General features: G+C 64.9%; 16 protein-coding genes and 2 tRNA genes. 11 read left to right on the top strand and 7 right to left on the bottom strand.

Annotation, left to right across the window (positions count from 1 at the left end; all coding sequences use genetic code 11):
- Positions 1-48: 48 nt before the first annotated feature.
- Complete coding sequence (locus NHH73_00635; protein USX26837.1) at positions 49-2,442, top strand: TonB-dependent receptor; 2,394 nt, start codon at positions 49-51, stop codon at positions 2,440-2,442.
- Positions 2,439-3,746, top strand: coding sequence for an aminotransferase class V-fold PLP-dependent enzyme (locus tag NHH73_00630; GenBank protein ID USX26836.1), 1,308 nt, complete (start codon positions 2,439-2,441; stop codon positions 3,744-3,746). The genes NHH73_00635 and NHH73_00630 overlap by 4 nt, the downstream gene beginning before the upstream one ends.
- 58 nt (positions 3,747-3,804) lie before the next feature.
- On the opposite strand, the gene NHH73_00625 is transcribed toward NHH73_00630, so the two are convergent.
- Both NHH73_00625 and NHH73_00620 read right to left on the bottom strand, forming a co-directional pair.
- Positions 3,805-3,881: transfer RNA gene (locus tag NHH73_00625), tRNA-Asp, on the bottom strand.
- Between the two features lie 22 nt (positions 3,882-3,903).
- Positions 3,904-3,979: transfer RNA gene (locus NHH73_00620), tRNA-Val, on the bottom strand.
- 176 nt (positions 3,980-4,155) lie between these two features.
- On the opposite strand from NHH73_00620, the gene NHH73_00615 reads away from it, so the two are divergent.
- From NHH73_00615 to NHH73_00595, 5 genes are all read left to right on the top strand, one after another.
- Positions 4,156-5,439 carry an MFS transporter gene (locus tag NHH73_00615; GenBank protein ID USX26835.1) on the top strand — a complete coding sequence of 428 codons (1,284 nt, stop codon included), beginning with the start codon at positions 4,156-4,158 and terminating at the stop codon, positions 5,437-5,439.
- 79 nt (positions 5,440-5,518) lie between these two features.
- Positions 5,519-6,670, top strand: a complete 1,152-nt coding sequence (dinB, locus tag NHH73_00610) for a DNA polymerase IV (GenBank protein ID USX26834.1) — start codon at positions 5,519-5,521, stop codon at positions 6,668-6,670.
- 223 nt (positions 6,671-6,893) lie between these two features.
- Positions 6,894-8,363, top strand: coding sequence for an NF038120 family PEP-CTERM protein (locus tag NHH73_00605; GenBank protein ID USX26833.1), 1,470 nt, complete (start codon positions 6,894-6,896; stop codon positions 8,361-8,363).
- Positions 8,364-8,385: 22 nt separating this feature from the next.
- Complete coding sequence (locus tag NHH73_00600; protein ID USX26832.1) at positions 8,386-11,520, top strand: S8 family serine peptidase; 3,135 nt, start codon at positions 8,386-8,388, stop codon at positions 11,518-11,520.
- Positions 11,521-11,625: 105 nt separating this feature from the next.
- Positions 11,626-12,522 carry a recombination-associated protein RdgC gene (locus tag NHH73_00595; GenBank protein USX26831.1) on the top strand — a complete coding sequence of 299 codons (897 nt, stop codon included), beginning with the start codon at positions 11,626-11,628 and terminating at the stop codon, positions 12,520-12,522.
- Positions 12,523-12,679: 157 nt separating this feature from the next.
- Here NHH73_00595 and NHH73_00590 read toward each other — a convergent pair whose 3' ends face one another.
- Positions 12,680-13,165 carry an asparaginase gene (locus NHH73_00590; GenBank protein USX26830.1) on the bottom strand — a complete coding sequence of 162 codons (486 nt, stop codon included), beginning with the start codon at positions 13,163-13,165 and terminating at the stop codon, positions 12,680-12,682.
- A 141-nt stretch (positions 13,166-13,306) separates the two neighbouring features.
- Here NHH73_00590 and NHH73_00585 point away from each other — a divergent pair, with 141 nt between their 5' ends.
- Positions 13,307-14,074: an L-asparaginase gene (locus NHH73_00585; protein USX26829.1), complete on the top strand. Its 768-nt coding sequence runs from the start codon at positions 13,307-13,309 to the stop codon at positions 14,072-14,074.
- Between the two features lie 29 nt (positions 14,075-14,103).
- Here NHH73_00585 and NHH73_00580 read toward each other — a convergent pair whose 3' ends face one another.
- Complete coding sequence (locus NHH73_00580) at positions 14,104-15,102, bottom strand: D-2-hydroxyacid dehydrogenase family protein (GenBank protein ID USX26828.1); 999 nt, start codon at positions 15,100-15,102, stop codon at positions 14,104-14,106.
- Between the two features lie 313 nt (positions 15,103-15,415).
- On the opposite strand from NHH73_00580, the gene NHH73_00575 reads away from it, so the two are divergent.
- The gene (locus tag NHH73_00575; GenBank protein ID USX26827.1) at positions 15,416-17,281 is read left to right on the top strand and encodes a phosphoenolpyruvate carboxykinase (GTP); all 1,866 of its coding nucleotides are present in this window, start codon (positions 15,416-15,418) and stop codon (positions 17,279-17,281) included.
- 107 nt (positions 17,282-17,388) lie between these two features.
- Complete coding sequence (locus NHH73_00570) at positions 17,389-18,039, top strand: HAD hydrolase-like protein (protein ID USX26826.1); 651 nt, start codon at positions 17,389-17,391, stop codon at positions 18,037-18,039.
- Here NHH73_00570 and NHH73_00565 read toward each other — a convergent pair.
- Positions 18,005-19,441 carry an aldehyde dehydrogenase family protein gene (locus NHH73_00565; GenBank protein ID USX26825.1) on the bottom strand — a complete coding sequence of 479 codons (1,437 nt, stop codon included), beginning with the start codon at positions 19,439-19,441 and terminating at the stop codon, positions 18,005-18,007. The two genes, NHH73_00570 and NHH73_00565, sit on opposite strands and share 35 nt — an antisense overlap.
- Before the next feature lie 219 nt (positions 19,442-19,660).
- On the opposite strand from NHH73_00565, the gene NHH73_00560 reads away from it, so the two are divergent.
- On the top strand, positions 19,661-21,466 hold the full coding sequence (locus tag NHH73_00560; GenBank protein USX26824.1) for a DUF885 domain-containing protein: 1,806 nt from the start codon (positions 19,661-19,663) through the stop codon (positions 21,464-21,466).
- 9 nt (positions 21,467-21,475) lie between these two features.
- On the opposite strand, the gene NHH73_00555 is transcribed toward NHH73_00560, so the two are convergent.
- Together NHH73_00555 and uvrA are read right to left on the bottom strand one after the other, a co-directional pair.
- Entirely contained in the window at positions 21,476-22,375 is a 900-nt protein-coding gene (locus NHH73_00555) for an AraC family transcriptional regulator (GenBank protein ID USX26823.1), read from the bottom strand.
- A 17-nt stretch (positions 22,376-22,392) separates the two neighbouring features.
- Positions 22,393-25,239, bottom strand: a complete 2,847-nt coding sequence (gene uvrA, locus NHH73_00550) for an excinuclease ABC subunit UvrA (GenBank protein ID USX26822.1) — start codon at positions 25,237-25,239, stop codon at positions 22,393-22,395.
- Positions 25,240-25,259: the final 20 nt, after the last annotated feature.

Genomic DNA, 25,259 nt, shown 5'->3' with positions numbered 1-25,259 from the left:
GAAATTAATAGAAGTTGAGGTTATTTTTTTCTTAACCAGATTGAGCCAATGACTATCAAACGCAGCCAAATCGCCATCGCCGCCGCCCTGTGCGCCTACAACGCATTGCCCGGCGCCCACGCCCAGAACGCCGGGTCCGTCTCATCCGCCGACGTGGCGCAGGCGCAGCAATCGGTGATCGTGACCGGCACCCGCAGCAGCAACCGTACGCAGTTCGACACCCTGGCGCCGGTCGATGTGTTCACCCGCGAGGAAATCGGCGCCGTCGAATCGTCCGACCTGAACGACGTGCTGGCGCAACTGGTGCCATCGTATGTGGTGCAGCGTCTGCCGATGGCGGACGGCCAGGTGTTCGTGCGTCCGGCCACGCTGCGCGGCCTGTCGCCGGACCAGACCTTGGTGCTGGTCAATGGCCGCCGCTTCCACCGCAGCGCCTTGCTTGGCGCGCGCGGCGCCCAGGCGCCGGATCTGGCGCAGATTCCGACCAGCGCCATCAAGCGCATCGAGGTGCTGCGCGACGGCGCCTCCGCCCAGTACGGCTCGGACGCGATCGCCGGCGTCATCAACATCATCCTCGACGACTCGGTCGGCGGCGAGCTGACCGCGCGCCATGCGCAGTACAGCGAGGGCGACGGCAAGTCCAACGAACTCAACGCCAAATACGGTTTCGCGTTCGGCGACGACGGCCGCGTGCTGTTCTTCGCCGAGGCGGCGAAGTCGGACCCGACCTCGCGCACCCGTCAGCGTCCGGACGCGATCGCCTTCCAGGCCGCGCATCCGACCCTGGCCGTGCCCAATCCGGTGCAGCGCTGGGGCCAGCCCGAACTGGAGAGCCAGCGCGCCGGCTTCAACGCCAGCCTGGGCCTGGCGGGCGACACCGTGCTGTATGGCCATGGCCTGGTCGGCCACAGCGACGGCACGTCCGATTTCAACTGGCGCAATCCCGACACCAGCACCAGCGTCTACAAGACCGGCGCCGTGTTCCCGGGTTGGGACGTGCGCAGCATTTATCCGCTGGGCTTTAGCCCGCAGTACACCAACAAGCAGGATGACCTGCAAGTGCTGGCCGGCGTGCGCGGCCGCTTCAGCGAGGCGCTGGCGTGGGATGTCAGCGCGTCGTACGGCGCCAACGCCATCGATTACGGCCTGCACAACTCGATCAACGCCTCGCTCGGACCGAACAGCCCGACCTCGTTCTACCTGGGCCGCCTGACGCAGCGGGAAAAGCTGGTCAACGCCAACTTCAACTACGAGTGGCGCTTGCCGGCGCTGGCGCAGCCGGTCAACGTCGCCTTCGGCGCCGAGTACCGCAACGAGACCTACAAGGTAAGGGCCGGCGATCCGGCGTCGTACGCGGTGGGGCCGGGCGCGGCCGCCGGGCTGGATGCCAACTCCAACGGCGCGCCGGGCTTCAGCGACCGCCAGGCCGGCAGCTGGGGGCAGGACAGCTACGCCGCCTATCTCGACGTCGAGGCGCCGCTCGGCACGATGATCACCGTCGGCGCGGCGTTGCGCTACGAGGACTTCTCCGAATTCGGCGACACGCTCAACGGCAAGCTGTCGGCGCGCCTGGCGTTGTCGCCGGACTTCGCGTTGCGCGGCTCGTACTCGACCGGCTTCCGGGCGCCGACGCCGGGCCAGCTCAACACCAACAGCACCAGCCAGGGCCTCGACACCAAGACCTTGCTGGTGTTCACCACCGGCCGCCTGTCGAACGGCGATCCGCTGGCCGTCGCGCTGGGCGCCAAGCCGCTGCAGCCGGAAAAATCGAAGAACCTGTCGCTGGGCTTCACGTGGAAGACGGCGCTGGGCCTGTCCGGTTCGGTCGACCTGTACGACATCAAGCTGCGCGACCGTTTCAGCACGTCGGCCTCGTTCGCCGTGCCGGCCGGCGTCGCCAATCCGCTGCGCTACACCTCGGTCAGCTATTTCACCAACGACTTCGACACCACCACGCGCGGCGTCGATGTGGTCGGCAGCTATCTGAGCCGCGTCGGCGACGGCAAACTCAACTTCACCGCCGCGTTCAACTACAACAGCACCAAGGTCGATAGCGGCAGTTCGAGCGTCGCCACCAACGCCAGCCAGCGCACCGTGTTCGAGGAGCGCCTGCCGCGCCAGAAGGCGACCGTCAGCGCCACCTACGACCTCGGCGCCTGGAGCGCCCTGGCGCGCCTGCGCCACTACGGCGCCTGGACCGACAGCACCGGCAACGCCACCGGCGACATCTTCCAGCGTTTCGGCGCGATGCGCTTCCTCGACCTCGCGGCCAGCGTCAAGATCGCCAAGAACCACGCGCTGCGCTTCGGCGTCGACAACGTCCTCAATAAGTATCCGGACGAAGCGGTGTTTCAGGCCAGCCGTGGCCTGATCTACTCGCGCAACGCGCCTTACGATACCGATGGCCGCAATCTCTACATCGACTACACGGTGAAGTTTTGAGCCAGCCTGATTTGAGCCGGCGCGCCTTGCTGCGCGCCGGAGCGATGTTGTCCTTACCTTTGTCCTTGGCGCCGGCCGGTGCGATGGCGTCGAACACCTCGCCGCCATTTCCGGTGCGCCCGCTACTGGGGCCGGAATCGCTGGCCGCCGATACCGGCTACTGGCAATCGGTGGCGGACCTGTACGATGTGACCGACGAAGTAACGATGCTCGACAACGGCTATTGGGGCTCGATGGCGCGGCCGGTGGCCGAGGCTTACGAGCGCCACACGCTGGAAGCCAATCGCGGCAACGCCTACTACGGCCGCGTGCAGTTTCCGGCCGAGTACGAGGCGGCGCGCGCCCGTGCCGCCCAGGCGCTGGGCGTCGAGCGCGACGAGATCGTCTTCACGCGTGGTGCCACCGAGGCGTTGCTGGCGCTGATCGGCGGCTACAACAAGCTGCGTCCCGGCGACGTGGTGCTGTGCGCCGACATCGACTATGACAACATGATCAAGGCCGTGCACTGGCTCAAGGAGCGGCGCGGCGTCGAGGTGGTGTCGATCGCCATGCCGGAGCCGGCCACGTACCAGTCGCTGATCGATTGCTACGCGCAGGCGATGGACCGGCATCCCGGGCTGCGCATGATGCTGCTCACCCACGTCAACCACCGCAACGGCATGGTGCTGCCGGTGGCCGAGATCAGCCGCATGGCGCGCGAGCGCGGCATCGACGCCATCGTCGACACGGCGCACGGCTTCGGCCAGCTCGACATGCGCATCCCGGATTTGCAGGCGGACTTCGTCGGCATCAATCTGCACAAGTGGATCGGCGCGCCGGTCGGCGTCGGCGCTGTCTATATCCGGCGCGGGCGCGTGGCCGATATCGATCCGTACATGGGCGAGGCGGCCGGCGACGATATCCGCACGCGGGTGCACACCGGCACCGTCAACTTCGCCGCGTATTTGTCGTTGCCGGTGGCGCTGGATCTGCATCAGCGCATAGGCGTCGCGAACAAGCAGGCCAGGCTGCATCGCTTGCGCAACCGCTGGGTCGAGCAGGTGCGCGGGATGGCGGGTGTTGAGGTGCTGGCTTCCGCCGATCCGCGCCTGACCAGCGCGATTTCGTCGTTCCGTTTGAAGGGCCGCGCGTCGGTGGCCGATAATCTCGCCCTGTCCCGGCGCCTGTTGCGGGAGCATCGCGTGTTCACCGTCATGCGCGACGGCCTCGCCTCCGGCGCGTGCGTGCGCGTGACGCCGTCGATCTTCACCTCCGAGGCGCAGGTCGACCAGTTCGTCGCGGCGCTGGAGCGGGTGGCGGTGTAGCGTTTTCTGAAGCGGAAATGAATAAGGGCCCAATCGAAATCGGGCCCTTAAGGAATGTTGGCGGAGTGGACGGGACTCGAACCCGCGACCCCCGGCGTGACAGGCCGGTATTCTAACCAACTGAACTACCACTCCTAATTCGTTTTATCGTTTTCTCTGGTGGGTGCTGAGAGGGTCGAACTCCCGACCTACGCCTTGTAAGGGCGCCGCTCTACCAACTGAGCTAAGCACCCAGAAAACTTATCAGCGTTGTTTCATTTAACTGCTACAACTGCTGAACGAGGCCGTATTCTACAAGCTGGTTTATCGGTTCCGCAAGGGGTTTTGTAAATAATTTAGAAAAATTGCCCGCGCGCCTGTTTGGGGGTGTCAAGATAGGGCCGCGACGAACCAAGAAGAAAGAGACCCCATGCGGCGCAACGACACTAGTAGCGATCCCCTCGACAGCCTGTACCGCCGCGTCAGCTGGCGGCTGATGCCTTTCCTGTTCCTGTGCTACGTGGCCGCCTATCTCGACCGCGTCAACGTCGGCTTCGCCAAATTGCAGATGCTGTCGGACCTGCGCTTCAGCGACACCGTGTACGGCGTCGGCGCCGGCATCTTCTTCGTCGGCTACTTTTTGTTCGAGGTGCCGTCCAACTTGCTGATGACGCGCACCGGCGCGCGCATCTGGATCGCCCGCATCATGATCAGCTGGGGCGTGATCTCGTCGGCGATGATGTTCGTCGACAGCGTCGCCAGTTTCTACGTGCTGCGATTCCTGCTCGGCGCGGCCGAGGCGGGCTTCTTCCCCGGCATCATCCTGTACCTGACCTACTGGTATCCGGCGCACCGCCGCGCCCGCATGGTGGCGTTGTTCATGAGCGGCGTGGCCGTGGCCGGCGTGGTCGGCGGTCCGCTGTCGGGCTGGATCATGAAAACCTTCGCCGGGCTGCACGGCTTGAGCGGATGGCAGTGGCTGTTCCTGCTCGAAGGCGTGCCGTCGATGTTGCTCGGTATCTGGACGCTGTTCTATCTGGACGACGGCATCCGCGCGGCCAAGTGGCTCAGTGAAGGCGACAAGCAACAGCTGGAGCAAGCGATCGCCGAAGACCGCAAGCAACAACAGCACATGCCGCTCGCGCGGATGTTCAGCAACGGCAAGGTATGGCTGCTGGCGCTGGTGTACTTCCTGTTCGTGATGGGATTGTATGGCGTCAGTTTCTGGCTGCCGCAGCTGGTCAAGAACAGCGGCATCGACGATGTCTTCACCATCGGCCTGCTGACAGCGATCCCGTATTTCGTCGCGGCGGTAGTCATGGTGCTGGCCGCGCGCCACTCGGACCGCAGCGGCGAGCGGCGCTGGCACGCGGCGGTGGCCGCGCTGGCCGGCGCGCTGGGACTGATCGTCGCCACCGTCTACAGCGACAACACCGTCATCGCAATGGCGGCGCTGAGCGTGGCGACGGCCGGCATCCTGACGACGTTCCCGATCTTCTGGAGCCTGCCGACGGCGATGCTGGGCGGCGCGGCGGCGGCGGCCGGCATCGCGCTGATCAATTCGGTCGGCAATCTTGCCGGCTTCGTCAGCCCGTATCTGGTGGGCGCGATCAAGGACGCCACGCATAGCACGGCCAACGGCATTTATCTGCTGGCGGCCAGCCTTGTGGCGGGTGCGGTGCTGGTGGTGGCTGGGGTTCGGCGGCTGGGTTGATTGCTGGCCTGGACTTGCAGCCTGGGCAATTTCCGTGGATACTGTATGAATTCACAGTAATTAGTTCCAAATCCGGCACATGACTGACGATACCCGGCGCATCGCCCACCTCGACATGGATGCGTTCTACGCCTCCGTGGAGCTGCTGCGCTACCCGGACCTGCGCGGCCAGCCGGTGGTGATCGGCGGCGGCCGCGACGCCCAGCCGGTATTGCAGCAGGACGGCACGCACCGCTACGCCCGCCTGCGCGACTATGTCGGCCGTGGCGTCATCACCACCGCCACCTACGAGGCGCGCGCGCTGGGCGTGGGCTCGGCCATGGGCATGATGAAGGCCGCCAAGCTGGCGCCCGACGCCATCCTGCTGCCGGTCAATTTCGACGCCTACCGCCATTTCTCACGCCTCTTCAAGGCCGCCGTGGCGTCGATCGCGCCGGACTTCGAGGACCGGGGCATCGACGAGATTTATATCGACCTGACCCGCGTTGAAGGCGAAACGCGCGAACTGGGGCAGCGCATCAAGCAGGCCGTGCGCGACGCCACCGGCCTGTCTTGCTCGATCGGCATCACGCCCAACAAATTGCTGTCAAAGATTTGCTCCGACCTGGAAAAGCCCAACGGCCTGACCATCCTCGGCTATGACGACATCCCGGCGCGCATCTGGCCTCTCGGCGTGCGCAAGATCAACGGCATCGGCCCCAAGGCCACCGAAAAACTGGCGGCGCTCGGCATCGACACCATCGGCCAGTTGGCGGCGGCCGACGCCGGCCTGTTGCAGGACCACTTCGGCGCGCACTACGCCGGCTGGCTGGCCACGGCCGCGCGCGGCATCGACCACCGTGAAATCTCCACCAGCTCCGAGAGCAAGTCGATCAGCCGCGAAACCACCTTCGAGCGCGACCTGCACGCGCGTCAGGACCGGGGCGCGCTGTCCGGCATCCTGACGTCGCTGTGCGACCGGCTGGCGGACGACCTCAAACGCAAGGGCTACGTCAGCCGCACCATCAGCATCAAGCTGCGCTTCGACGATTTCCAGATCGTCAGTCGCAACGTCACCCTGCCGCAGCCAGTGGCGGACCCGACCGCCATCCTGCACGCGGCGCGCGAATGCCTCAAGCGCGTGCCGCTGGAGCGGCGCCTGCGGCTGCTGGGCGTACGGGCCAGCACGCTCGAACCGCCGCCGCCCGCCGGCCAGATCAAGCGCGCGATCCAAGGCGATTTGTTCGCATAATTGCGACACTGCCCTATCTCTTACGAGAGAGTCGCAGACGACGCCTGCGAGCCATTTTGGTGCAGCAAGGCGCACCACGATCGCCATCGGCCATAGCCCATATGGATAATTACATACAGTTAATTACAAATGCATTTCGTAACGTAACTTCTTGTTACATATTTGGTTTTCGTATATAGCTACCATCAAACCTCCTGTCAATTAATACAACTATGGGGTGATGATGGTTAAGAGTAAATTGCAATTGCGGTCCTGCCTGGCGGCAGCCGGACTCGGTTTGGCGCTGCTGGCTTCTGCCACCGTCCAGGCGGGCGTGACGACGTATTCGGCGCTCAACGGCTGGGTCAGCAACACGGGCGGCAGCGACGAGGCCAATCCGCTCAACAATACCTTCACCGGCAGCGAAAACGGCCAGCGCTTCAATAGCTGGGCGGCGTTTTTCATCCCCGCCGGCAGCTATGCCAGCGCGACCATTAGTATGACGCCGGGCAGCTATGGCGACGGCGGTCCCGCCGTGCTCGGCCTGTTCGACGTCAGCACGCCGTTCTCATCGTTCCTTAACACCTTCCATCCTGGCACCGAGGTCTACGAGGATCTGGGGTCGGGGCGGGAATACGGATCGGGCACCTTCTACAACGACCCGCTGAGCCTGACGTTGAACGGGCGCGCGCTGGCCGATATCAACGCCGCCTCCGGCGCTTACTTTCTGGTCGGCTTCACCAACAAGACCACCAACGCCCAGCCGATCCGCAGCGAGGCCGTGCTGGGCAGCGGCATCTACATTTCGGGCAATGGCCGCGACGCCACGCAACTGCGATTGGACCTGGTGCCGATGGCGGCGCCGGTGCCGGAACCGGCCGAGTGGCTGATGCTCGGCGCCGGCTTGTTGCTGGTGGGCGCGATGGCGCGCCGCCGCTTCGCACCGGCGAGCGCTGGCACGGTGTCCCGACGCCTTGCGCTGGCGCTGGCGGCCGGTGCCACCTTGCTGGCGCTGCCGGCTGCGCACGCCGCCAGCGTCGACTTCGACGCCGCCGATCCAGCCTTCCTGTTCGACGGCGAGACGTTCACGCACGGCGGCTACGCCTTCACCGGCGCCTACGTGGGCGACCCCGCCGACGGAGGCGGCCTGGTCGGCGCAGTGATCGACGGCGCTGATCCTTTCTTTTGCGTCAACATGACCTGCCCGTCCAACAACGCCACGCACTACCTGGCCGGGTTGAACGACGGACGCCTTAGCATGAGCGCGGAATCGGGCGGCGTGTTCCATCTGTCGAGCTTTGACGCCAGCGCCATCGGCCACGACCTGCGCGGCGATCCGTTCGTCTCCGGCGTGCTGTGGCTCACCGGCACCCGCGCCGACGGCAGCGTCATGGAGGAATTCTACGAGCTGGCCAGTCCCGCCTACGGCTTCCAGCACTACGTCACCAGCAGCGCCTTCGCCGGCAGCGGCTTCATCGCCATCAGCGTGGCCAGCTACAGCTGCGACTTCGAGGGCGACTGCAACGCCTTCAACTCCAACAAGGGCCAGTTCGCGCTCGATAACCTGTCCGACGCAGTCTCGCCGGTGCCGGAACCGGCCACTTACGCCATGCTCGGCCTCGGCCTGGCGCTGGTCGGCGCGACCGCGCGCCGCCGCGCCGCCGCCATGTCCACCGCCGCCACCATGTCCACCGCCGCCACCACCCCGGCCTGATCTCACTCATTCAAGGAATTCCATGAAACGTCATCCCCTCTATCTGGCGGTGCTGCTGCTGTGCGCCGCCCATGGTGCCGGCGCCGAGGAAGCGCGCCGCAGCTATCTGGTCAAACTGGCCGACAAGCCTGTTGCCGGCTACACCGGCGGCGTCGCCGGTATGCGCGCCACGCGCCCGGCCGGCGGCGCCCACCTCGACCTGAACGCGCCCGAAGTGCATATTTACAGCGCCTACCTCGACCAGCGGCGCGCGAAGGTACGCGCCACCGTCGCCGCCGCGCCCGTGATCTACGACTACAAGGTGGTCTTCAACGGCTTCAACGCCTTGCTGACCGACGCCGAGGTGCGCCAGTTGGCCGCCAGCGCAGATGTCGCCGCCGTCTACGCCGACGAGCGCCGCACGCCGGTCACCAGCTACACGCCCGCTTTCCTCGGCCTGGACCAGCCGGGCGGCCTGTGGAACCAGCTCGGCGGCAAGGAACATGCCGGCGAGGACATCATCGTCGGCGTGCTCGACGGCGGCGTCTGGCCCGAGAGCCTGTCGTACGCCGACCGCGTCGACGGCGCCGGCCGTCCGACCTTCGACGCCAGCGGCACGCCGGCCTACGACGCGCCGCCGGCCGCGTGGAAGGGCGAATGCACGCCCGGCGAAGGCTTCGAGACCCGCCACTGCAACAACAAGCTGATCGGCGCGCAATACTTCGACGCCGACTACCGCGAACAGGGCCTGACGCCGCACTGGAGCGACTTCCGCTCGGCGCGCGATTCGCTCGGCGGGCGCGTCGGCCACGGCGGCCACGGCACCCACACCTCCACCACCGCCGCCGGCAACGGCGGCGTCGAGTCCAGCGTCGACGGCGTGCCGATGGGCGCGACCTCCGGCATGGCGCCGCGCGCGCGCGTCGCCATGTACAAGGTGTGCTGGTCCTACCAGGACGACGCCGATCCGACCGGCGGCACCTCGAGCTGCTTCACCGGCGACAGCGTGGCGGCGGTCGAAAAGGCCGTGCTCGATGGCGTGCACGTGATTAACTACTCGATCAGCGGCGGCGACCGCGTCGACGATCCGGTCGAGCAGGCCTTCCTGCACGCGGCCAGCGCCGGCGTGTTCGTTGCCGCCGCCGCCGGCAACGCCGGGCCGGGGCCGTCGGTCAACCACGTCAGCCCGTGGCTGGCGACGGTGGCCGCGTCCACCCACGACCGTACGCTGGCCGCGCCGCTGACCCTGGCCAACGGCGTCAAGTACAACGGCGCCTCGCTGAACCAGACCGCGCTGCCGCGCAGCCCGCTGATCCGCGCCGAGGACGCCGGCGTTGCCGGGGCCGACGCCGAGGCGCTGTCGCTGTGCTACAGCGCCGCCTCCAACAGCGGCGCGCCGGTGCTCGATCCGGCCAAGGTGCGCGGCAAGATCGTCACCTGCACGCGCGGCGCCATCGACCGCGTCGAGAAAAGCCGCGCCGTGCTGGAAGCGGGAGGCGTTGGGATGGTCATGGTCGACGACGGCGCCGGTCCGGTGGCCGACGTGCACTCGGTGCCGACCGTGCACGTGACGGTGGACGACGGCCACCTGATCCAGCAGTACGCCAAAACGGCCGGCGCAGCCGGCGCGATCGGCAAGTTTGCCGCCACGCGCGGCCTGGTCAAGGCGCCGGTGGTGGCGGGCTTTTCATCGCGCGGCCCCAATCCGACCGACCCCAACCTGCTCAAGCCGGACCTGGCCGCGCCCGGCGTCGACATCCTCGCCAGCGTCACGCCCGGCCTGACGACCGACCAGCGCGACGCCGTGGCCGCCGGCGCCCTGACGCCGCCGACCGCCTTCGCGTTCTACCAGGGCACGTCGATGGCCTCGCCGCACGTGGCCGGCCTGGCCGCGCTGCTGCGCCAGCGCCATCCGGACTGGAGCCCGGCGGCGATCAAGTCGGCGCTGATGACCTCGGCCACCGACACGCTGCCCGACGCCCAGACCGGCGCCGCGCGCGGCGTGCTGCCGTGGGGGCAGGGCGCCGGCCACGTCGCGCCCAACGCCGCCGCCGATCCCGGCCTGGTGTACGACGCCGCGCTGCCCGACTACCGCAAATATATGTGTGGCCTGGGCATCAGCGAGGAGTGCGGCGCCGGCACCATCCAGAGCTACAACCTGAACCAGGCGTCGATCACCGTCAACAACGTCATGGGCAGCCAGAGCGTCACACGCGCCGTCACCAACGTCGGCCCGGCGCGGACCACCTACACGGCCAAGGCCGCCCTGAGCGGCTACAGCGTGGCGGTAACGCCGGCCGCGCTGACCCTGGCGCCGGGCGAGAGCCAGTCGTTCACCGTCACGCTGACCCGCAACGGCGCGCCGGACAACGTCTGGCAATTCGGCGCGCTGACCTGGAGCGACGGCGCGCATACCGTGCGCAGTCCACTGCAGGCGCGCTCCGGCCCGCCGCTGGTGACGGCGCCGCTGGTCACGGCCGCGCGCGCCAGCGGCATGCGCCTGCTGAGCGTGGACACGGGCTTCAGCGGCAAGCTCGCCACCGTGGTGGCCGGCATGAAGGAAGTCACGCGCACCGCGCTGAGCGTGGCGCAGGCGCCGTCCGGCAGCGCCGACACGGTGGCGCAGGCGGTGGCTGCCTGCAAGGCCGGCGGCGGCGGCGTGCGCCTGGTGCCGGTGACGGTGCCTTCGGGCACGGTGGCGGCTCGCTTCGAACTGTTCGACCGTGACGTGGAGGGCGGCGCCGGCGGCGCGCAGGACCTGGACCTGGTGCTGCTGCAAAACGGCGCGCTGGTTAACTTAAGCATGCACGTGGGCGCCAACGAGACGATCTCGCTGGCCAGTCCGCCTGCCGGCGCCTACCAGCTGTGCGTGATCGGCTATGCGCTGTCCGGCCGGTCGACGGCGGCGTTCACCTTGTCTTCGGGCATGGTCAACCGTAGCGACGCCGGCGGCAACCTGAAGGCGGCCGTACCGGGCCGCATCGTGGCCGGCAGCACGGCCACCGTTGGACTAAGCTGGGCCGGCCTGGTCGACGGCAAACGCTACCTGGGCGGCGTGCAACTGCTCGACGCCAACGGTGGCGTGGCAACAACAACCCTGATCAGCATCGGCACCGACGGCGCGCCACCCGTCGCGCGCGGGGAGGCGCGCACCATCAAGCGCGCGCCGTCGTTGTAAGCGCCGCTGAAAGACTGGCGGCCGGCGCGGATACCAGCCTGCGCCGGCCGCCACCGTGTAAAATGTCGTTCCCTGGCATTTTCACTTTAGGACAAGGCAACACTCATGTGGTTTAAGAATCTTCAGATTTACCGTCTGCCGGCCCCGTGGGCCTATACCCCTGAACAACTGGAAGCCGCCCTCGCTCCCCACTCCTTCGTACCAGCCAGCAGCAACGAGTTGCTGCGCCAGGGTTGGGACACGCCGCGCCCGAACGGCGGCCTGGTGCACGTGGTGAACAAGCAAATGCTGATTCTGCTGGGCACCGAGAAAAAACTGCTGCCGTCGACCGTCATCAACCAGGTCGCCAAGGCCCGCGCGGCCGAAATGGAAGAAGCGCAAGGTTTCGCTCCTGGCAAGAAAGCCATGAAAGAGCTGAAAGAACGCGTCGCCGACGAGTTGTTGCCGCGCGCGTTCTCGATCCGCAGCAACGTCTGGACCTGGATCGACCCGGTCAACGGTTGGCTGGTGGTCGATGCGGCCAGCCCTGCCAAGGCCGACGAAGTGATCAAGCTGTTGCTGAAGGCCGTCGATAAACTACCGCTGGAAAGCCTGCGCGTACAGCGCTCGCCGGTGGGCGTGATGACCGAGTGGCTGCAGGCGGACGACGCGCCGGCCGGCTTCACGGTCGACATGGACACCGAACTGCGCGCCACCGGCGAGAGCAAGGCCGCCGTGCGCTACGTGCGCCACACGCTGGAAGCGGACGAGGTGCGCCGCCACATCGCCGCCGGCAAGCAGTGCACGCGTCTGGCCATGACGTGGGACAGCAAGATTTCCTTCGTGCTGACCGAATCGTTGGCGATCAAGGGCATCAAGCCGCTGGACGTGATCGCCGAAAAGGAATCGAGCACCAAGAACGACGAAGAGCGTTTCGACGGCGACTTCATGCTGATGACGGGCGAGCTGAACAAGCTGATGGCCGACGTGGTCGAGGCATTGGGCGGCGAAGCGAAAGCCTAAGGTTTTGGGATAAAAAAAGCCGCGACATCGCAGGATGTCGCGGCTTTTTTACGTCTGGCGGAACCCGGTGCGCCTTTGCCTATACGCTTGCGTTACCTCTTAGGGGTCGGACCCTGTAGGGTCCGACCCCGCGTGGCCGTGCGGGTTTATCGAGCTCTTACAGCGGCTGGAACACGCCGGCCGCTTTGTTCTTCTGGACGTTATCCCAGGCGAAGATCTTGCCGTTCATCGCCACATACACGCCGGGCGGCAAGGTTTGCGCTACGCCGCAGGCGAAGCCGAGGTTGAACAGCGCGTCCGAATTGGCGATCTCGTAGGGGATCATCGCGCCGGTCAGCACGATCGTCTGGCCGAGCTCGGCTGGCCCGAGCACCATGGCCGTTTGCGGCATGGTGTCGGTGCCGTGGATGATCACGATCGCCTTCTCCGGCGCGGCGCGGCACGAGGCCAGGATGCGTTCGCGGTCGGCGTCGACCATGTCGAGCGAATCCATCAGCGGTAATGTTTCAAGCGCCACATCGACAGTCAGGCGGCAGCGTTCCAGCAGCGCCGGCACGTGGCTCTCGGCGAAGCCCAGGGAGCCGTTCAATTCGTTGTAATGTTTGTCGAAGGTGCCGCCGGTGGCGAGGATGCGCAGGGTCATAATAAAAGCTCAAGCTAAGGAAAATGACCTGCATCATAACCCAAACCCCCGGCTACACCGCAGCGTAAAAAAGAGGGAGCGGCGGGCTGGAAAGTTGGGCATACTAGGTCTACACTGGTTTCTTTTGTCCGCCTCCGCACCATGAAAGCCCTTGCTCCCGGAACTGTTATTTTTCATCGCCACCGCGGCTACGGCGTCATCACGACGGTCAATCTGCTGACCGGCTGGATATCGGCGCGCTTCGGCAGCGAGTCGCGCACGCTCGACCTGAACCTGTCCACCGACGAGGTGCAGTTCGCCGACGGCGAGGCGATCCTGTTCCGCCGCGCGCCGCCCGACCGCATGCCCCACGCGCGGCTGATGGCGGTGGTGCGCGCGCTGCACAAGGCGGGGTATCAACGGCTCTATTTGTATTCCTGGCCCAAGCCGTCCGGCTTGCACTGGCGCTGGCATCTGTTCACCGGCCGGCGCGACTGGATGCAGCGCTCGTGGCGCGAGGGTTGGTACGGCTCCGGGGCGGACTACAACGTCAACCCGGTGATGGGCTGGGGCGATTCGCCCGGCGCCACCACGGAGGAGCTGATCCACGCGCTGGCCAAGTTCGACCCGCAGGGGCTGGCGCAGGCGCTGGGGCGCGACGAGGACCACACCGCGTGGTTCGACAGCGTGTGCGAGGCGCTGCTGCCGGGGTATATGTACAGTCTGGACATGCAGCGTCCCGATGGCGGCCCGCTGACGGACGTGCCGGCGGTGCCGGTGATCCCGGTGCGCGCGACCTTGCCGCCGTACGCGGGGCCGGAGATCGGCTGGCCGCCCGGCTGGGCCGGCCTGTGGAACAAGGTGCACGTGATGCCGGCGCCGCGCATCAACCTGACCGGCCTGCCGGAAGTTCCGGAGCAGACCGATTAGTTTTTGCCGCCCAGCGATGAGAGGGCGTTTTACATCCGCGCGTTGGCCTTGTATTCCGGGTTGTTGATCTTGTCGCAAGTGCCGTTCTCGAAATCGACGATGTTCTGGAACGCGTGGCGGAAGTACAGCTCGTAGCTGTCCTGCTCCACGTAACCCAGGTGCGGCGTCGCCAGCACGGTGGGGATGCGCAGCAGCGGGGACGTCGCCTCCAGCGGCTCGGTCTCGAACACGTCGATCGCCGCGCAGCCGGGCCGGCCTTTGTTGAGCGCCTGCTCCAGCGCGTCGGGCGCCACCAGCTCGGCGCGGCTGGTGTTGACGAACAGCGCCGTCGGCTTCATGCGCGCCAGATCGTCCGCCGTGACGATGCCGCGCGTGTCCGGATGCAGTCGCAGGTGCAGGCTCAGCACATCGGCCTCGCCAAAGAACGCCTCGCGCGACGCAGCAGCCGCGTAGCCGTCTGCCACCGCCTTGTCGCGGCTGCCCTGGCTGCCCCACACCACAACCTTCATGCCGAATGCCCGGCCGTAGCCGGCGATCAACTGGCCGATCTTGCCGTAGCCCCAAATTCCAAGCGTGCGTCCCTTGAGCACCACGCCCAGTCCATTCAGCTGCGGGTTGACCGAGGTGGTCTGCCACAGCCCATCCTTCAGATTGGTTGCGTAGGGCACGATCTTGCGCGCGGCGGCCATGATTAGCGCCCACGTCAGCTCGGCGGGCGCGGTGGGCGAACCGACGCCCTCGGCGATGGCGATGCCCAGCTCGGTCGCGGCGGCCACATCGACGTGTCCCGCCAGCTTGCCCGTCTGCGAGATCAGCTTGAGGTTCGGCAGCTTGTTCAACAGCGCCCGATTCAATGTAGTGCGCTCACGGATGAGCACCAAAGCGTCGAATGGCGCCAACCGGATTGCCAGTTGTCCCAGCCCTTTTGTTGTGTTATTGAACACTTTGACATCATTCCCGCGCAATAAATCATAGCAGGCGAGCGTGGCGGTTGCGTTCTGGTAATCATCGAGAATAGCGATTTTCATGGGAGTTAGCCGATCTTATAATGAAATTCGTAGCGAAATAACAGTGTCAGAAAGAACCGGAATAGCTTACTACTTTAGTCAACCAATTCTCCTACATTTTTGATTGAATCGCCTATTGACGGGTGTACAATCGCTCAAAAAATGAACAACTCCCCATCAAAAAGAGTTGCGCGCCAGTGCAGGCACTGGCGCTTTCGACAAGACCGCCGTGATCCGCCGACCCATTTCGAATGGGCTTCCGAGCGCAAGCCACAAGCTGACGACGATCCTGCCGCGTAGGGACCAAAGAATTCTTAATTGTATTGGAGGTACTATGAATCAGCCCGTCATGGGTGGCGTTGCCACATTGAACGTCCCAGCTTACATCAAACAACAAAAACTGATCAATTGGGTGGCGGAAATCGCCGCGTTGACCAAACCGGACCGCATTTACTGGTGCGACGGCTCGCAGGAAGAGTACGACCGCCTGTGTTCCGAAATGGTCGCCGCCGGCACCATGAAAAAGCTGAACCAGGAAAAGCGTCCGAATTCCTACCTTGCCTGCTCCGACCCGACCGACGTCGCCCGCGTCGAAGACCGCACCTACATCTGCTCGGCCACCAAGGAAGAAGCCGGCCCGACCAACAACTGGATGGCCCCCGCTGAAATGCGCGCGACCCTCAATCCACTGTTCGACGGCTGCATGGTCGGCCGCACGATGTACGTCGTGCCGTTCTCGATGGGCCCGCTGGGCTCGCCAATCGCGCACATCGGCGTCGAACTGTCCGACTCGCCTTACGTCGCCGTCAACATGCGCATCATGACGCGCATGGGCAAGGCCGTCTATGACGTGCTGGGCACCGACGGCGAGTTCGTGCCGTGCGTGCACACCGTCGGCGCGCCGCTCACCGCCGGCCAAAAAGACGTCGCATGGCCATGCAACCCGACCAAATACATCGTCCACTACCCTGAGACCCGCGAAATCTGGTCCTACGGTTCGGGCTACGGCGGCAACGCGCTGCTGGGCAAGAAATGCTTCGCGCTGCGCATCGCCTCCAACATGGGCCACCAGGACGCGGCCAAGGACGGCATGGGCTGGCTGGCCGAACACATGCTCATCCTCGGCGTCGAATCGCCTGAAGGCAAGAAGCACTACGTCGCGGCGGCCTTCCCGTCGGCTTGCGGCAAGACCAACTTCGCCATGCTGATCCCGCCGGCGAGCTTCGACGGCTGGAAAGTCACCACCATCGGCGACGACATCGCCTGGATCAAGCCGGGCGCCGACGGCCGCCTGTACGCGATCAATCCGGAAGCCGGTTACTTCGGCGTTGCCCCCGGCACCAACGAAAAGACCAACTTCAACTGCATGGCCTCGATGCGCGAGAACACCATCTTCACCAACGTCGCGCTGACCGACGACGGCGACGTCTGGTGGGAAGGCCTGACCAAGGAAGCGCCGTCGCACCTGATCGACTGGCAGGGCAAGGACTGGACGCCGGACGCCGGCACCAAAGCCGCGCACCCGAACGCCCGCTTCACCGTCGCCGCCACGCAGAACCCGGTGATCGACGCGGCCTGGGACGATCCGGCCGGCGTGCCGATCTCGGCCTTCATCTTCGGCGGCCGCCGCTCGACCACCGTGCCGCTCGTCACCGAAGCGCGCAACTGGGTCGAAGGCGTCTACATGGCCGCGACGATGGGTTCGGAAACGACCGCCGCCGCCGCCGGCCAGATGGGCATCGTGCGCCGCGACCCGTTCGCGATGCTGCCGTTCATGGGCTACAACATGAGCGACTACTTCCAGCACTGGCTGAACCTGGGCGAGAAGCTCGGCAAGGTCAACGCCGCCACGTTGCCGAAGATCTACTGCGTCAACTGGTTCCGCACCGACGACCAGGGCCACTTCGTCTGGCCTGGCTTCGGCGACAACATGCGCGTGCTGAAGTGGATGCTGGAACGCATCGAAGGCTCGGCCGGCGGTATCGAAAACATCTTCGGCACCACCCCGCGCTTTGGCGACCTGAAGTGGGACGGCATCCCGTTCTCGCCGGAAGAGTTCGAAACGATCACCTCGATCGACAAGGACGCCTGGCGTGAAGAGTTGAAACTGCATGAAGAACTGTTCACCAAGCTGGCCTACCACCTGCCGAAGGAACTGACCGCAGTGAAAGCCGAGCTGGAACAGCGTCTGGCCAACTAAGTAACCGCAAGTAACAACTCCGGGGTCAGGTCCACCATTTCTACACGAGCAGAGCATTAACTTTGTTCAGCTCGTGTAGCATTGGTGGACCTGACCCCGGATTTTTTATGCCTAGCAAGCTCATCATCTTCGATTTCGACGGCACGCTGGCCGATACCTTCCCCAGCTTCGTGCGCGTGTTCGACCAGGCCGCCGACAAGTACCGCTTCAAACGCCTGGACCGCGAACGCCAGAGTGTTTTACGTGGACTGGATGCCCGACAGATCATGGCGCATCACGATATCCCGCTATGGAAAGTGCCGGCCATCGCGCGCTTCATGCGCGCCCGCATGGCCGACGATATTGCCAATATCAAACTCTTCGCCGGCATCGACCGTATGTTGCGCGCCTTGCAGGCCCAAGGCGTGACGCTCACCATCGTCACCTCCAACTCGCCGGGTAATGTGCGCGCCATCCTCGGGCCGGAGCTCATGGCGCTGTTCAGGCATGTGGAGTGCGGCGCATCGCTGTTCGGCAAGCCGTCCAAAATACGCAAGGTGCTCGCCGCCACAGGCGTCGCGCCGGAGCAAGCGATGCTGATCGGCGACGAGATCCGCGACGCCAAGGCGGCCGCCGACACCGGCATCGGCTTCGGCGCCGTGGCCTGGGGCTTCAACGATGTCGACGCGCTGGCCGCGCAACATCCGCAGCGCATCTTCCGCCACGTCGACGACCTGCTCGATCTCAGTCCGGATACTGTGCTGCTTCGCCAAGGATGACCTTTGGCTCCAGATACGCATCCAGACCGTAGGGACCGAATTCGCGGCCGATGCCCGACTGCTTGAAGCCGCCGAACGGCGCGATCAAGTCGTCGTGCATGCCGTTGATATGCACCCGGCCCGCGATCAATCGCCCGGCTATCCGATTCGCGTGCGCCAAGTCCGTCGAGCTGACATAGGCCTGCAATCCATACGGCGTATCGTTGGCGATGGCGACCGCTTCGTCCTCGGTTTCGTAGGTGAGTATCGACAGCACCGGCCCGAAGATCTCCTCCCTGGCGATGGTCATCGACGGCGTGACGTTGGCAAACACGGTCGGCTTGACGAAGTAGCCCGCCTCCAGCCCTTGCGGCTTGCCAGGACCGCCGGTCAGCAGCTCCGCGCCTTCCTCGATGCCGATGCGGATGTAGTGCTGCACGCGCTCATACTGCTTGCTGGTGACGATAGGACCCAGCGCCACGCCGGCATCGCGCGGATCGCCGACCGTCACCGCTTCCGCCGCCGCCTTTGCCAGCCGCTTGACCTGTTCCAGCCTGTGCGCCGGCACCAGCAAGCGCGTGCCGGCGATGCACGCCTGGCCGTTGTTCATGAAGCAGGCCTGGATCGCCATCGGTATCGCCTTGTCGAAGTCGGCGTCGTCGAGCAGCACGTTGGCGCTCTTGCCGCCCAGCTCCAGGGTCACGCGTTTCATCGTATCGACAGCCGCCCGCGCGATGGTCTTGCCGACCAGCGTGGAGCCGGTGAACGAAATCTTGTCGATGCCGGGATTTGCGCTGATCTCGGCGCCGACCACGTCGCCGCGCCCATTGACGATGTTGACGACCCCCGGCGGCAGCCCGGCTGCGTGGAAGCATTCGGTGAGGATCTGGTTCTGCACCGCGCTCAATTCACTCGGCTTGACCACCACCGTGCAGCCGGCCGCGATGGCGGTGGCGACCTTGTTGGCGATGAACCAGGCGCTCGAGTTCCACGGTGTGATGATGCCGACCACGCCCACCGGCTCCAGCATCACCTTCGAGACGCCGACGGTTTTGACGAAGGCGTGATCCTCCATCACCTTTTTCACATCCAAAAACATCTTGGCGGTGTAGCGCGATCGTCCGACGCTGGTCTTGAGTGGACCGCCGTACTCCTCGACGAGCGCCTGCGCCGCGTCGTCCGCACGCGCCGCCACGGCGTCGTGCAGCTTTTGCAGATACGCGCCGCGTTCCTCCTTCGTAGTACGAGAAAACGCCGGGAAGGCCGCCCTGGCGGCGGCGATGGCGCGGCGCGTGTCCTCGACGTCGCCCAGGCGCACTTGGCCGGTCAGCTGGCCGGTGGTGGGGTTGACGAGATCGGCCATCTCCGTCCCGTGCGGGGTGACGAATTGTCCGTTGATGTAGATATGTTCGATGTTACGCATGGCTAGGCTCCTGTTTCGACTTGGTGGAATAGGTGCGTCCATTCTAGAAAGCGCAGCGCCCGCGCGTCAGTGGGGTTCCTGCACGATCTTTGCCTGATTCTGCCTGTCGCGCAAAAATGCGCTTTGCTACCGCGGTTTCGCCATCCGTCACAAAAGCCCGTCGCCGCGCCGTCGCTTCATTTACAGTGCATGCTCGACCCTTTTTATGGATAGTCCTACATGAAGCTGACCACCACCCGCCTTGGCGTCGCCAGCGCGCTGCTGTTTTCCCTGCTGCTTGGCCCGGCCCACGCCCAATCCGCGAACGCCGCGCCGGACCTCGAGGGCCGCCGCGCCGCCCTCAATAGCCTGATCAAGGAGCAGTGGGAGTACACGATGCGCAACAGCCCCGAATGGGCGTCGCTGCTGGGCGATAAGCGCTACAACGACAGGTGGTCAGACTTCTCGCAGGCGAACATCGAGGAGGACATCAAGGTAAGCGGCGACTTCCTCAAGCGCTTCGAGGCGGTCGACACCAGCGGCTTCCCGCTGCAGGAACAGCTGAACCGTGAACTGATGGTGCGCCAGCTGCGCCAGAACGTCGATGGCGCCCGCTTCAAGGATTGGGAGATGCCGCTGGCGCAGAACTCCGGCATCCACATCGACGCGCCGATGATCGTCTCGGCGCTGCCGTTCGACACCGTCAAGGACTACGAGGACTACATCAAGCGCCTGCAATCGCTGCCCAAGCTGTTCGACGAGACGCGCGTGCAGATGGAGAATGGCGTCGGTGACAAGCTGATGCCGCCGCAATTCCTGATACCGAAGATCGTCAAGCAGTGCGAGGACGTCGCCGCGATGGCGCCGGCCAAGTCGCCGTTCGCCGAGCCGCTGAAGAAATTCCCCAAGGAGTTCTCGGCCGCCGACAAGGCCCGCCTGAGCAAGGAGGTGCTGGCCGCCGTGCGTACCCACGTCAATCCCGCATATAAAAAGCTGGCCGTCTACACCAAGACCAAATACCTGCCCCACGGCCGCAAGGAAGTGGGCATGTGGTCGCTGCCGGACGGTGCGGCGCGCTACGCCTTCAAGGCGAAGAATTCCACCACGACCGACATGTCGCCGGAGGAGATCCATCAACTGGGCCTGTCCGAGGTCGCACGCATCGAAGGCCAGATGCTGGAGACGGCGCAAAAGCTGGGCTTCAAGGATCTTAAGACCTTCAACAAGGCGCTGGCCGCCAATCCCGCCACGCATCCGAAATCGCGCCAGGAGATCATCGACCTGTATCAGAAATACACGGACCAGATGTACACGCAGTTGCCGCAGCAGTTCGGCGTGCTGCCGAAGGCGAAGGTGGAGATTATCAAGGTCGAGGAATTCCGCGAGAAGGGCGCTTCAGCCGCAGCGTACATGCCAGGCTCGCCGGACGGCAAGCGTCCCGGCCGCGTGATGGTCAACACCGGCGAATTCAAGGACCGCTCCACCATCAGCATCGAGACGACGGCGCTGCACGAGGGCGTGCCGGGCCACCATATGCAGCTGTCGATCGCGCAAGAGATCGAGGGCCTGCCGATGTTCCGCCAGCAGGGCAACTACACCGCCTATGCCGAGGGCTGGGCGCTGTACTCGGAACGTCTGGGCGAGGAACTGGGCTTCTTCAAGGACCCCTACAGCTACTACGGCCACCTGCAGGATGAAATGCTGCGCGCGATCCGCCTGGTGGTGGACACGGGCCTGCACTACAAACAGTGGAACCGCCAGCAGGTGGTGGACTTCTTCCATGACCATTCCGGCATCGAGGAAGTCGACGTGCAGAGCGAGACGGACCGCTACATCGTCTGGCCGGGGCAGGCGCTGGGCTACAAGATCGGCCAGCTGAAGATCCTCGAACTGCGCGATTACGCCCGCAAAGAGCTGGGCGCCGGTTTCGACATCCGCAAGTTCCACGACCAGGTGCTGGGCGCCGGCGCGTTGCCGATGGACGTGCTGGAAAAGCACATCAAGGATTGGGTGGCGGACGAGAAGCGCACGGTGACCGCCAGCTAAAGGATAACGTTAAACCCGCAGCTTTTTCACATCCTGCATCGGCGGGGCGCCGAACAGGCGCCGGTACTCGCGGCTGAACTGGGACTGGCTTTCGTAGCCGACCTTGTAGGCGGCGGTGCCGGCGTCGATATCGCCATTGAGCAGCAAGGTGCGCGCCGCCTGGAGGCGCAGCTGCTTCTGATACTGCATCGGCCCCATCGTCGTCACCGCCTTGAAGCGGTGGTGCAGGCTGGAGACGCTCATATTGGTGGCCTGCGCCAGATCCTCCACCTTGAGCTGCTGGTCGAAGCGATCCTTGAGCCACGCGATCGCCTTGCTGATGCCGCGATCCTGCTGGTCGAGCACCACGTTCTGATACAGCTGTCGGCCGTATTCCCCGGTCAGCAGGCGGTAGATGATCTCCCGCTTCAATCCCACCGCCAGAAACGCCGCCTCCGCCGCCGGCGCATCCAGCAGGTGAACCAGCTTGTTCAACGCTTCCAGCAAACCGGCGTCGGATCTGCCGACGAACGCGCCACGCACCGGCTGCGCGTCATCGGCCATCGCGATACGCGCCTCGGCCACGATGGCGGCGATTTCCTGGGGATCGAATTCGATGTTCAGCAGCAGATACGGCTGCCCCGATGTCGCGTTGAGTACCTGCCCGGAAGCCGGAAGGTCGACAGAAACCACAAGATATTCACCGGGACCGTAATCGAGAACGTCGGCGCCAAGGTGCACGCGCTTGCCGCCTTGAAGAATCACGCAGCACGAGGGCCTGAGAACCCCGCGCGTGACGGCTGTCGGCCGCGAAGACCGCAGCAACGACAAAAACGGGATCACCGTCTCGTACCGCTCGTCGTCGCGGGCGAACCGGCCGACGATATCGATCATCTGATCGAGCGGTGAGAGAGGGAGCTCCCGTTTCATGTTTTACACCTGACCGATTAGTTCAGCAGCGGCACCAGATACTTGCCGGTGACGCTGGCCGGGTTCTTGGCCACATCCTCCGGCGTGCCGGCGGCGATGATCTTGCCGCCGCCCGCGCCGCCCTCCGGTCCCAGATCGACCACCCAGTCGGCGGTCTTGATCACATCCAGATTGTGCTCGATGATGACCAGGGTGTTGCCCTGGTCGCGCAGGCGGTGGATCACCTTCATCAGCAGATCGATATCGTGGAAGTGCAGGCCGGTGGTCGGCTCGTCCAGGATGTACAAGGTGCGGCCGGTGTCGCGTTTGGACAGCTCCAGCGACAGCTTGACGCGCTGCGCCTCGCCGCCCGACAACGTGGTCGCGCTTTGACCGAGCTTGATGTAGCCCAGGCCCACGTCCAGCAAGGTATGCAGCTTGCGCGCGATCAGCGGCACCGGCTTGAAGAACTCATGCGCGTCCTCCACCGTCATGTCGAGGATCTCGGTGATGTTCTTGCCCTTGTACTGGACTTCCAGCGTCTCGCGGTTATAGCGCTTGCCGTGGCACACGTCGCACGGCACGTAGACGTCCGGCAGGAAGTGCATCTCCACCTTGATCACGCCATCGCCCTGGCACGCTTCGCAGCGGCCGCCCTTGACGTTGAACGAGAATCGGCCGGCGCTGTAGCCGCGTTCTTTCGCCACCGGCACCGTCGAGAACAGATCGCGGATCGGCGTGAACAAGCCGGTGTACGTCGCCGGATTGGAGCGCGGCGTGCGGCCGATCGGCGCCTGGTCGACGGCGATGACCTTGTCGAAGTGTTCCAGGCCGCTGATCGAATCGTGCGGCGAAGGTTCGGTCTGCGAACCATACAGGTGGCGCGACAGCGCCGGATACAGCGTATCGTTGATCAGCGACGATTTGCCCGAACCGGAAACGCCGGTCACGCACGTCATCAGGCCGACCGGCAGGTGCAGGTTGACCTTCTTCAGATTGTTCCCGGTGGCGCCGGTGATGACCAGCTGCTTGTCCGGATCGGCGACGTGGCGCTTCTTCGGCACCGCGATCTTCAGCGTGCCGTTCAAATACTGCGCCGTCAGCGACTGCTTGTTCTTCAGGATGTCCTTCAGCGTGCCCTGGGCGATGATGTCGCCGCCATGCACGCCGGCGCCCTTGCCCATGTCGACGATGAAGTCGGCGGTGCGGATCGCATCCTCGTCGTGCTCCACCACCAGCACGCTGTTGCCGATGTCGCGCAGGTGTTTGAGCGTCTCGATCAGGCGGTCGTTGTCGCGCTGGTGCAGGCCGATCGATGGCTCATCGAGCACGTACATCACGCCCGTCAGGCCGGAGCCGATCTGCGACGCCAGGCGGATACGCTGCGCCTCGCCGCCCGACAGCGTATCGGCGCTGCGGTCCAGCGACAGGTAATCGAGGCCGACGTTGTTGAGGAACTTCAGGCGCGAGATGATCTCCTTGACCACGCGGTCGGCGATCTCCTTCTTCGAACCCTTGAGCTTCAGCTGCTCGAAGAAAGACAGCGTCTCGCGCAGCGGCTTCTCGGCGATCTCGTAGATGGCCTTTTCCTGCTTGCCGCTGCCGACCTTCACGTAGCGCGCCTCGATGCGCAGGCGCGCGCCTTCGCACGCCGGGCACTTCTTCTCGTTGATGAACTTCGCCAGTTCCTCCTTGACGGCCATCGAATCGGTCTCGCGGTAGCGGCGCGCCAGATTGGTCACCACGCCCTCGAACGCGTGTTCCTTGACGACGGTGCGGCCGCGCTCATTCACATACGTGAACGGGATATGCGTCTTGCCCGAGCCGTGCAGGATCACTTCCTGCGCGGTCTTCGGCAGCTGCTCGTACGGCAGGTCCAGATCGAACTCGTAGTAAGCCGCCAGATTGGACAGCATCTGGAAATAGAACTGGTTGCGGCGGTCCCACCCCTTGACCGCGCCGGAAGCCAGCGACAGGTTGGGGAAGGCGACGATGCGCTTCGGATCGAAGAACTCGATGTGACCGAGGCCGTCGCACTCCGGGCACGCGCCCATCGGGTTATTGAACGAGAACAGGCGCGGCTCGAGCTCCTGCAGCGAGTAGCCGCAGGTGTTGCAGGCGAACTTGTTGGAGTAGACGTGCTCCGTGCCGCTATCCATCTCCAGCGCCACGGCGCGGCCATCGGCCAGGCGTAGCGCGGTCTCGAAGCTCTCGGCCAAGCGCTGTTTGATTTCGGCGGTCACCTTCACGCGGTCGATCACAACGTCGATGGTGTGCTTTTCGGTTTTCTTCAGCTTGGGCAGGTCGTCGACTTCATAGATCTTCGCGGCGGCGGTGCCGCTCTGCACGCGGAAGCGCACGAAGCCCTGCGCCTGCATTTGTTCGAACAGGTCGGAATGCTCGCCCTTGCGATTGGCCACCACCGGCGCCAGGATCATCAACTTGGTATCGTCGGGCATGGCCAGCACCGCGTCGACCATCTGCGACACCGTCTGCGCGGCCAGCGCCTGGTCCGGATGGTTGATGCAATAAGGCGTGCCGACGCGCGCGTACAACAGGCGCAGATAATCGTGGATTTCGGTCACGGTGCCGACCGTCGAACGCGGATTGTGCGAGGTGGCCTTCTGCTCGATCGAAATGGCAGGCGACAGGCCCTCGATCAGATCGACGTCCGGCTTTTCCATCAGCTGCAGGAACTGGCGGGCGTAAGCCGACAGCGACTCCACATAGCGGCGCTGGCCCTCTGCGTACAGCGTATCGAAGGCGAGCGACGACTTGCCGGAGCCGGACAGGCCGGTGATCACGATCAGCTTGTTGCGCGGGAGGTCGAGATTGATGTTTTTGAGGTTGTGCGTGCGTGCGCCGCGGATGCGGATCTGTTCCATTGATTTGGCCTTTAGAGTCA

This window comes from Oxalobacteraceae bacterium OTU3CINTB1 (genome assembly GCA_024123955.1).
GTDB lineage: Bacteria > Pseudomonadota > Gammaproteobacteria > Burkholderiales > Burkholderiaceae_D > Rugamonas.
This window is presented reverse-complemented; position numbering and strand designations above follow the sequence as displayed.

Excerpts from the sequence above, each read along its gene's own strand:
- NHH73_00635 (USX26837.1), top strand. The coding sequence starts at position 49 with ATGACTATCAAACGCAGCCAAATCGCCATCGCCGCCGCCCTGTGCGCC.
- NHH73_00615 (USX26835.1), top strand. The coding sequence starts at position 4,156 with ATGCGGCGCAACGACACTAGTAGCGATCCCCTCGACAGCCTGTACCGC.
- dinB (USX26834.1), top strand. The coding sequence starts at position 5,519 with ATGACTGACGATACCCGGCGCATCGCCCACCTCGACATGGATGCGTTC.
- NHH73_00605 (USX26833.1), top strand. The coding sequence starts at position 6,894 with ATGGTTAAGAGTAAATTGCAATTGCGGTCCTGCCTGGCGGCAGCCGGA.
- NHH73_00600 (USX26832.1), top strand. The coding sequence starts at position 8,386 with ATGAAACGTCATCCCCTCTATCTGGCGGTGCTGCTGCTGTGCGCCGCC.
- NHH73_00595 (USX26831.1), top strand. The coding sequence starts at position 11,626 with ATGTGGTTTAAGAATCTTCAGATTTACCGTCTGCCGGCCCCGTGGGCC.
- NHH73_00590 (USX26830.1), bottom strand. The coding sequence starts at position 13,165 with ATGACCCTGCGCATCCTCGCCACCGGCGGCACCTTCGACAAACATTAC.
- NHH73_00585 (USX26829.1), top strand. The coding sequence starts at position 13,307 with ATGAAAGCCCTTGCTCCCGGAACTGTTATTTTTCATCGCCACCGCGGC.
- NHH73_00580 (USX26828.1), bottom strand. The coding sequence starts at position 15,102 with ATGAAAATCGCTATTCTCGATGATTACCAGAACGCAACCGCCACGCTC.
- NHH73_00575 (USX26827.1), top strand. The coding sequence starts at position 15,416 with ATGAATCAGCCCGTCATGGGTGGCGTTGCCACATTGAACGTCCCAGCT.
- NHH73_00570 (USX26826.1), top strand. The coding sequence starts at position 17,389 with ATGCCTAGCAAGCTCATCATCTTCGATTTCGACGGCACGCTGGCCGAT.
- NHH73_00565 (USX26825.1), bottom strand. The coding sequence starts at position 19,441 with ATGCGTAACATCGAACATATCTACATCAACGGACAATTCGTCACCCCG.
- NHH73_00560 (USX26824.1), top strand. The coding sequence starts at position 19,661 with ATGAAGCTGACCACCACCCGCCTTGGCGTCGCCAGCGCGCTGCTGTTT.
- NHH73_00555 (USX26823.1), bottom strand. The coding sequence starts at position 22,375 with ATGAAACGGGAGCTCCCTCTCTCACCGCTCGATCAGATGATCGATATC.
- uvrA (USX26822.1), bottom strand. The coding sequence starts at position 25,239 with ATGGAACAGATCCGCATCCGCGGCGCACGCACGCACAACCTCAAAAAC.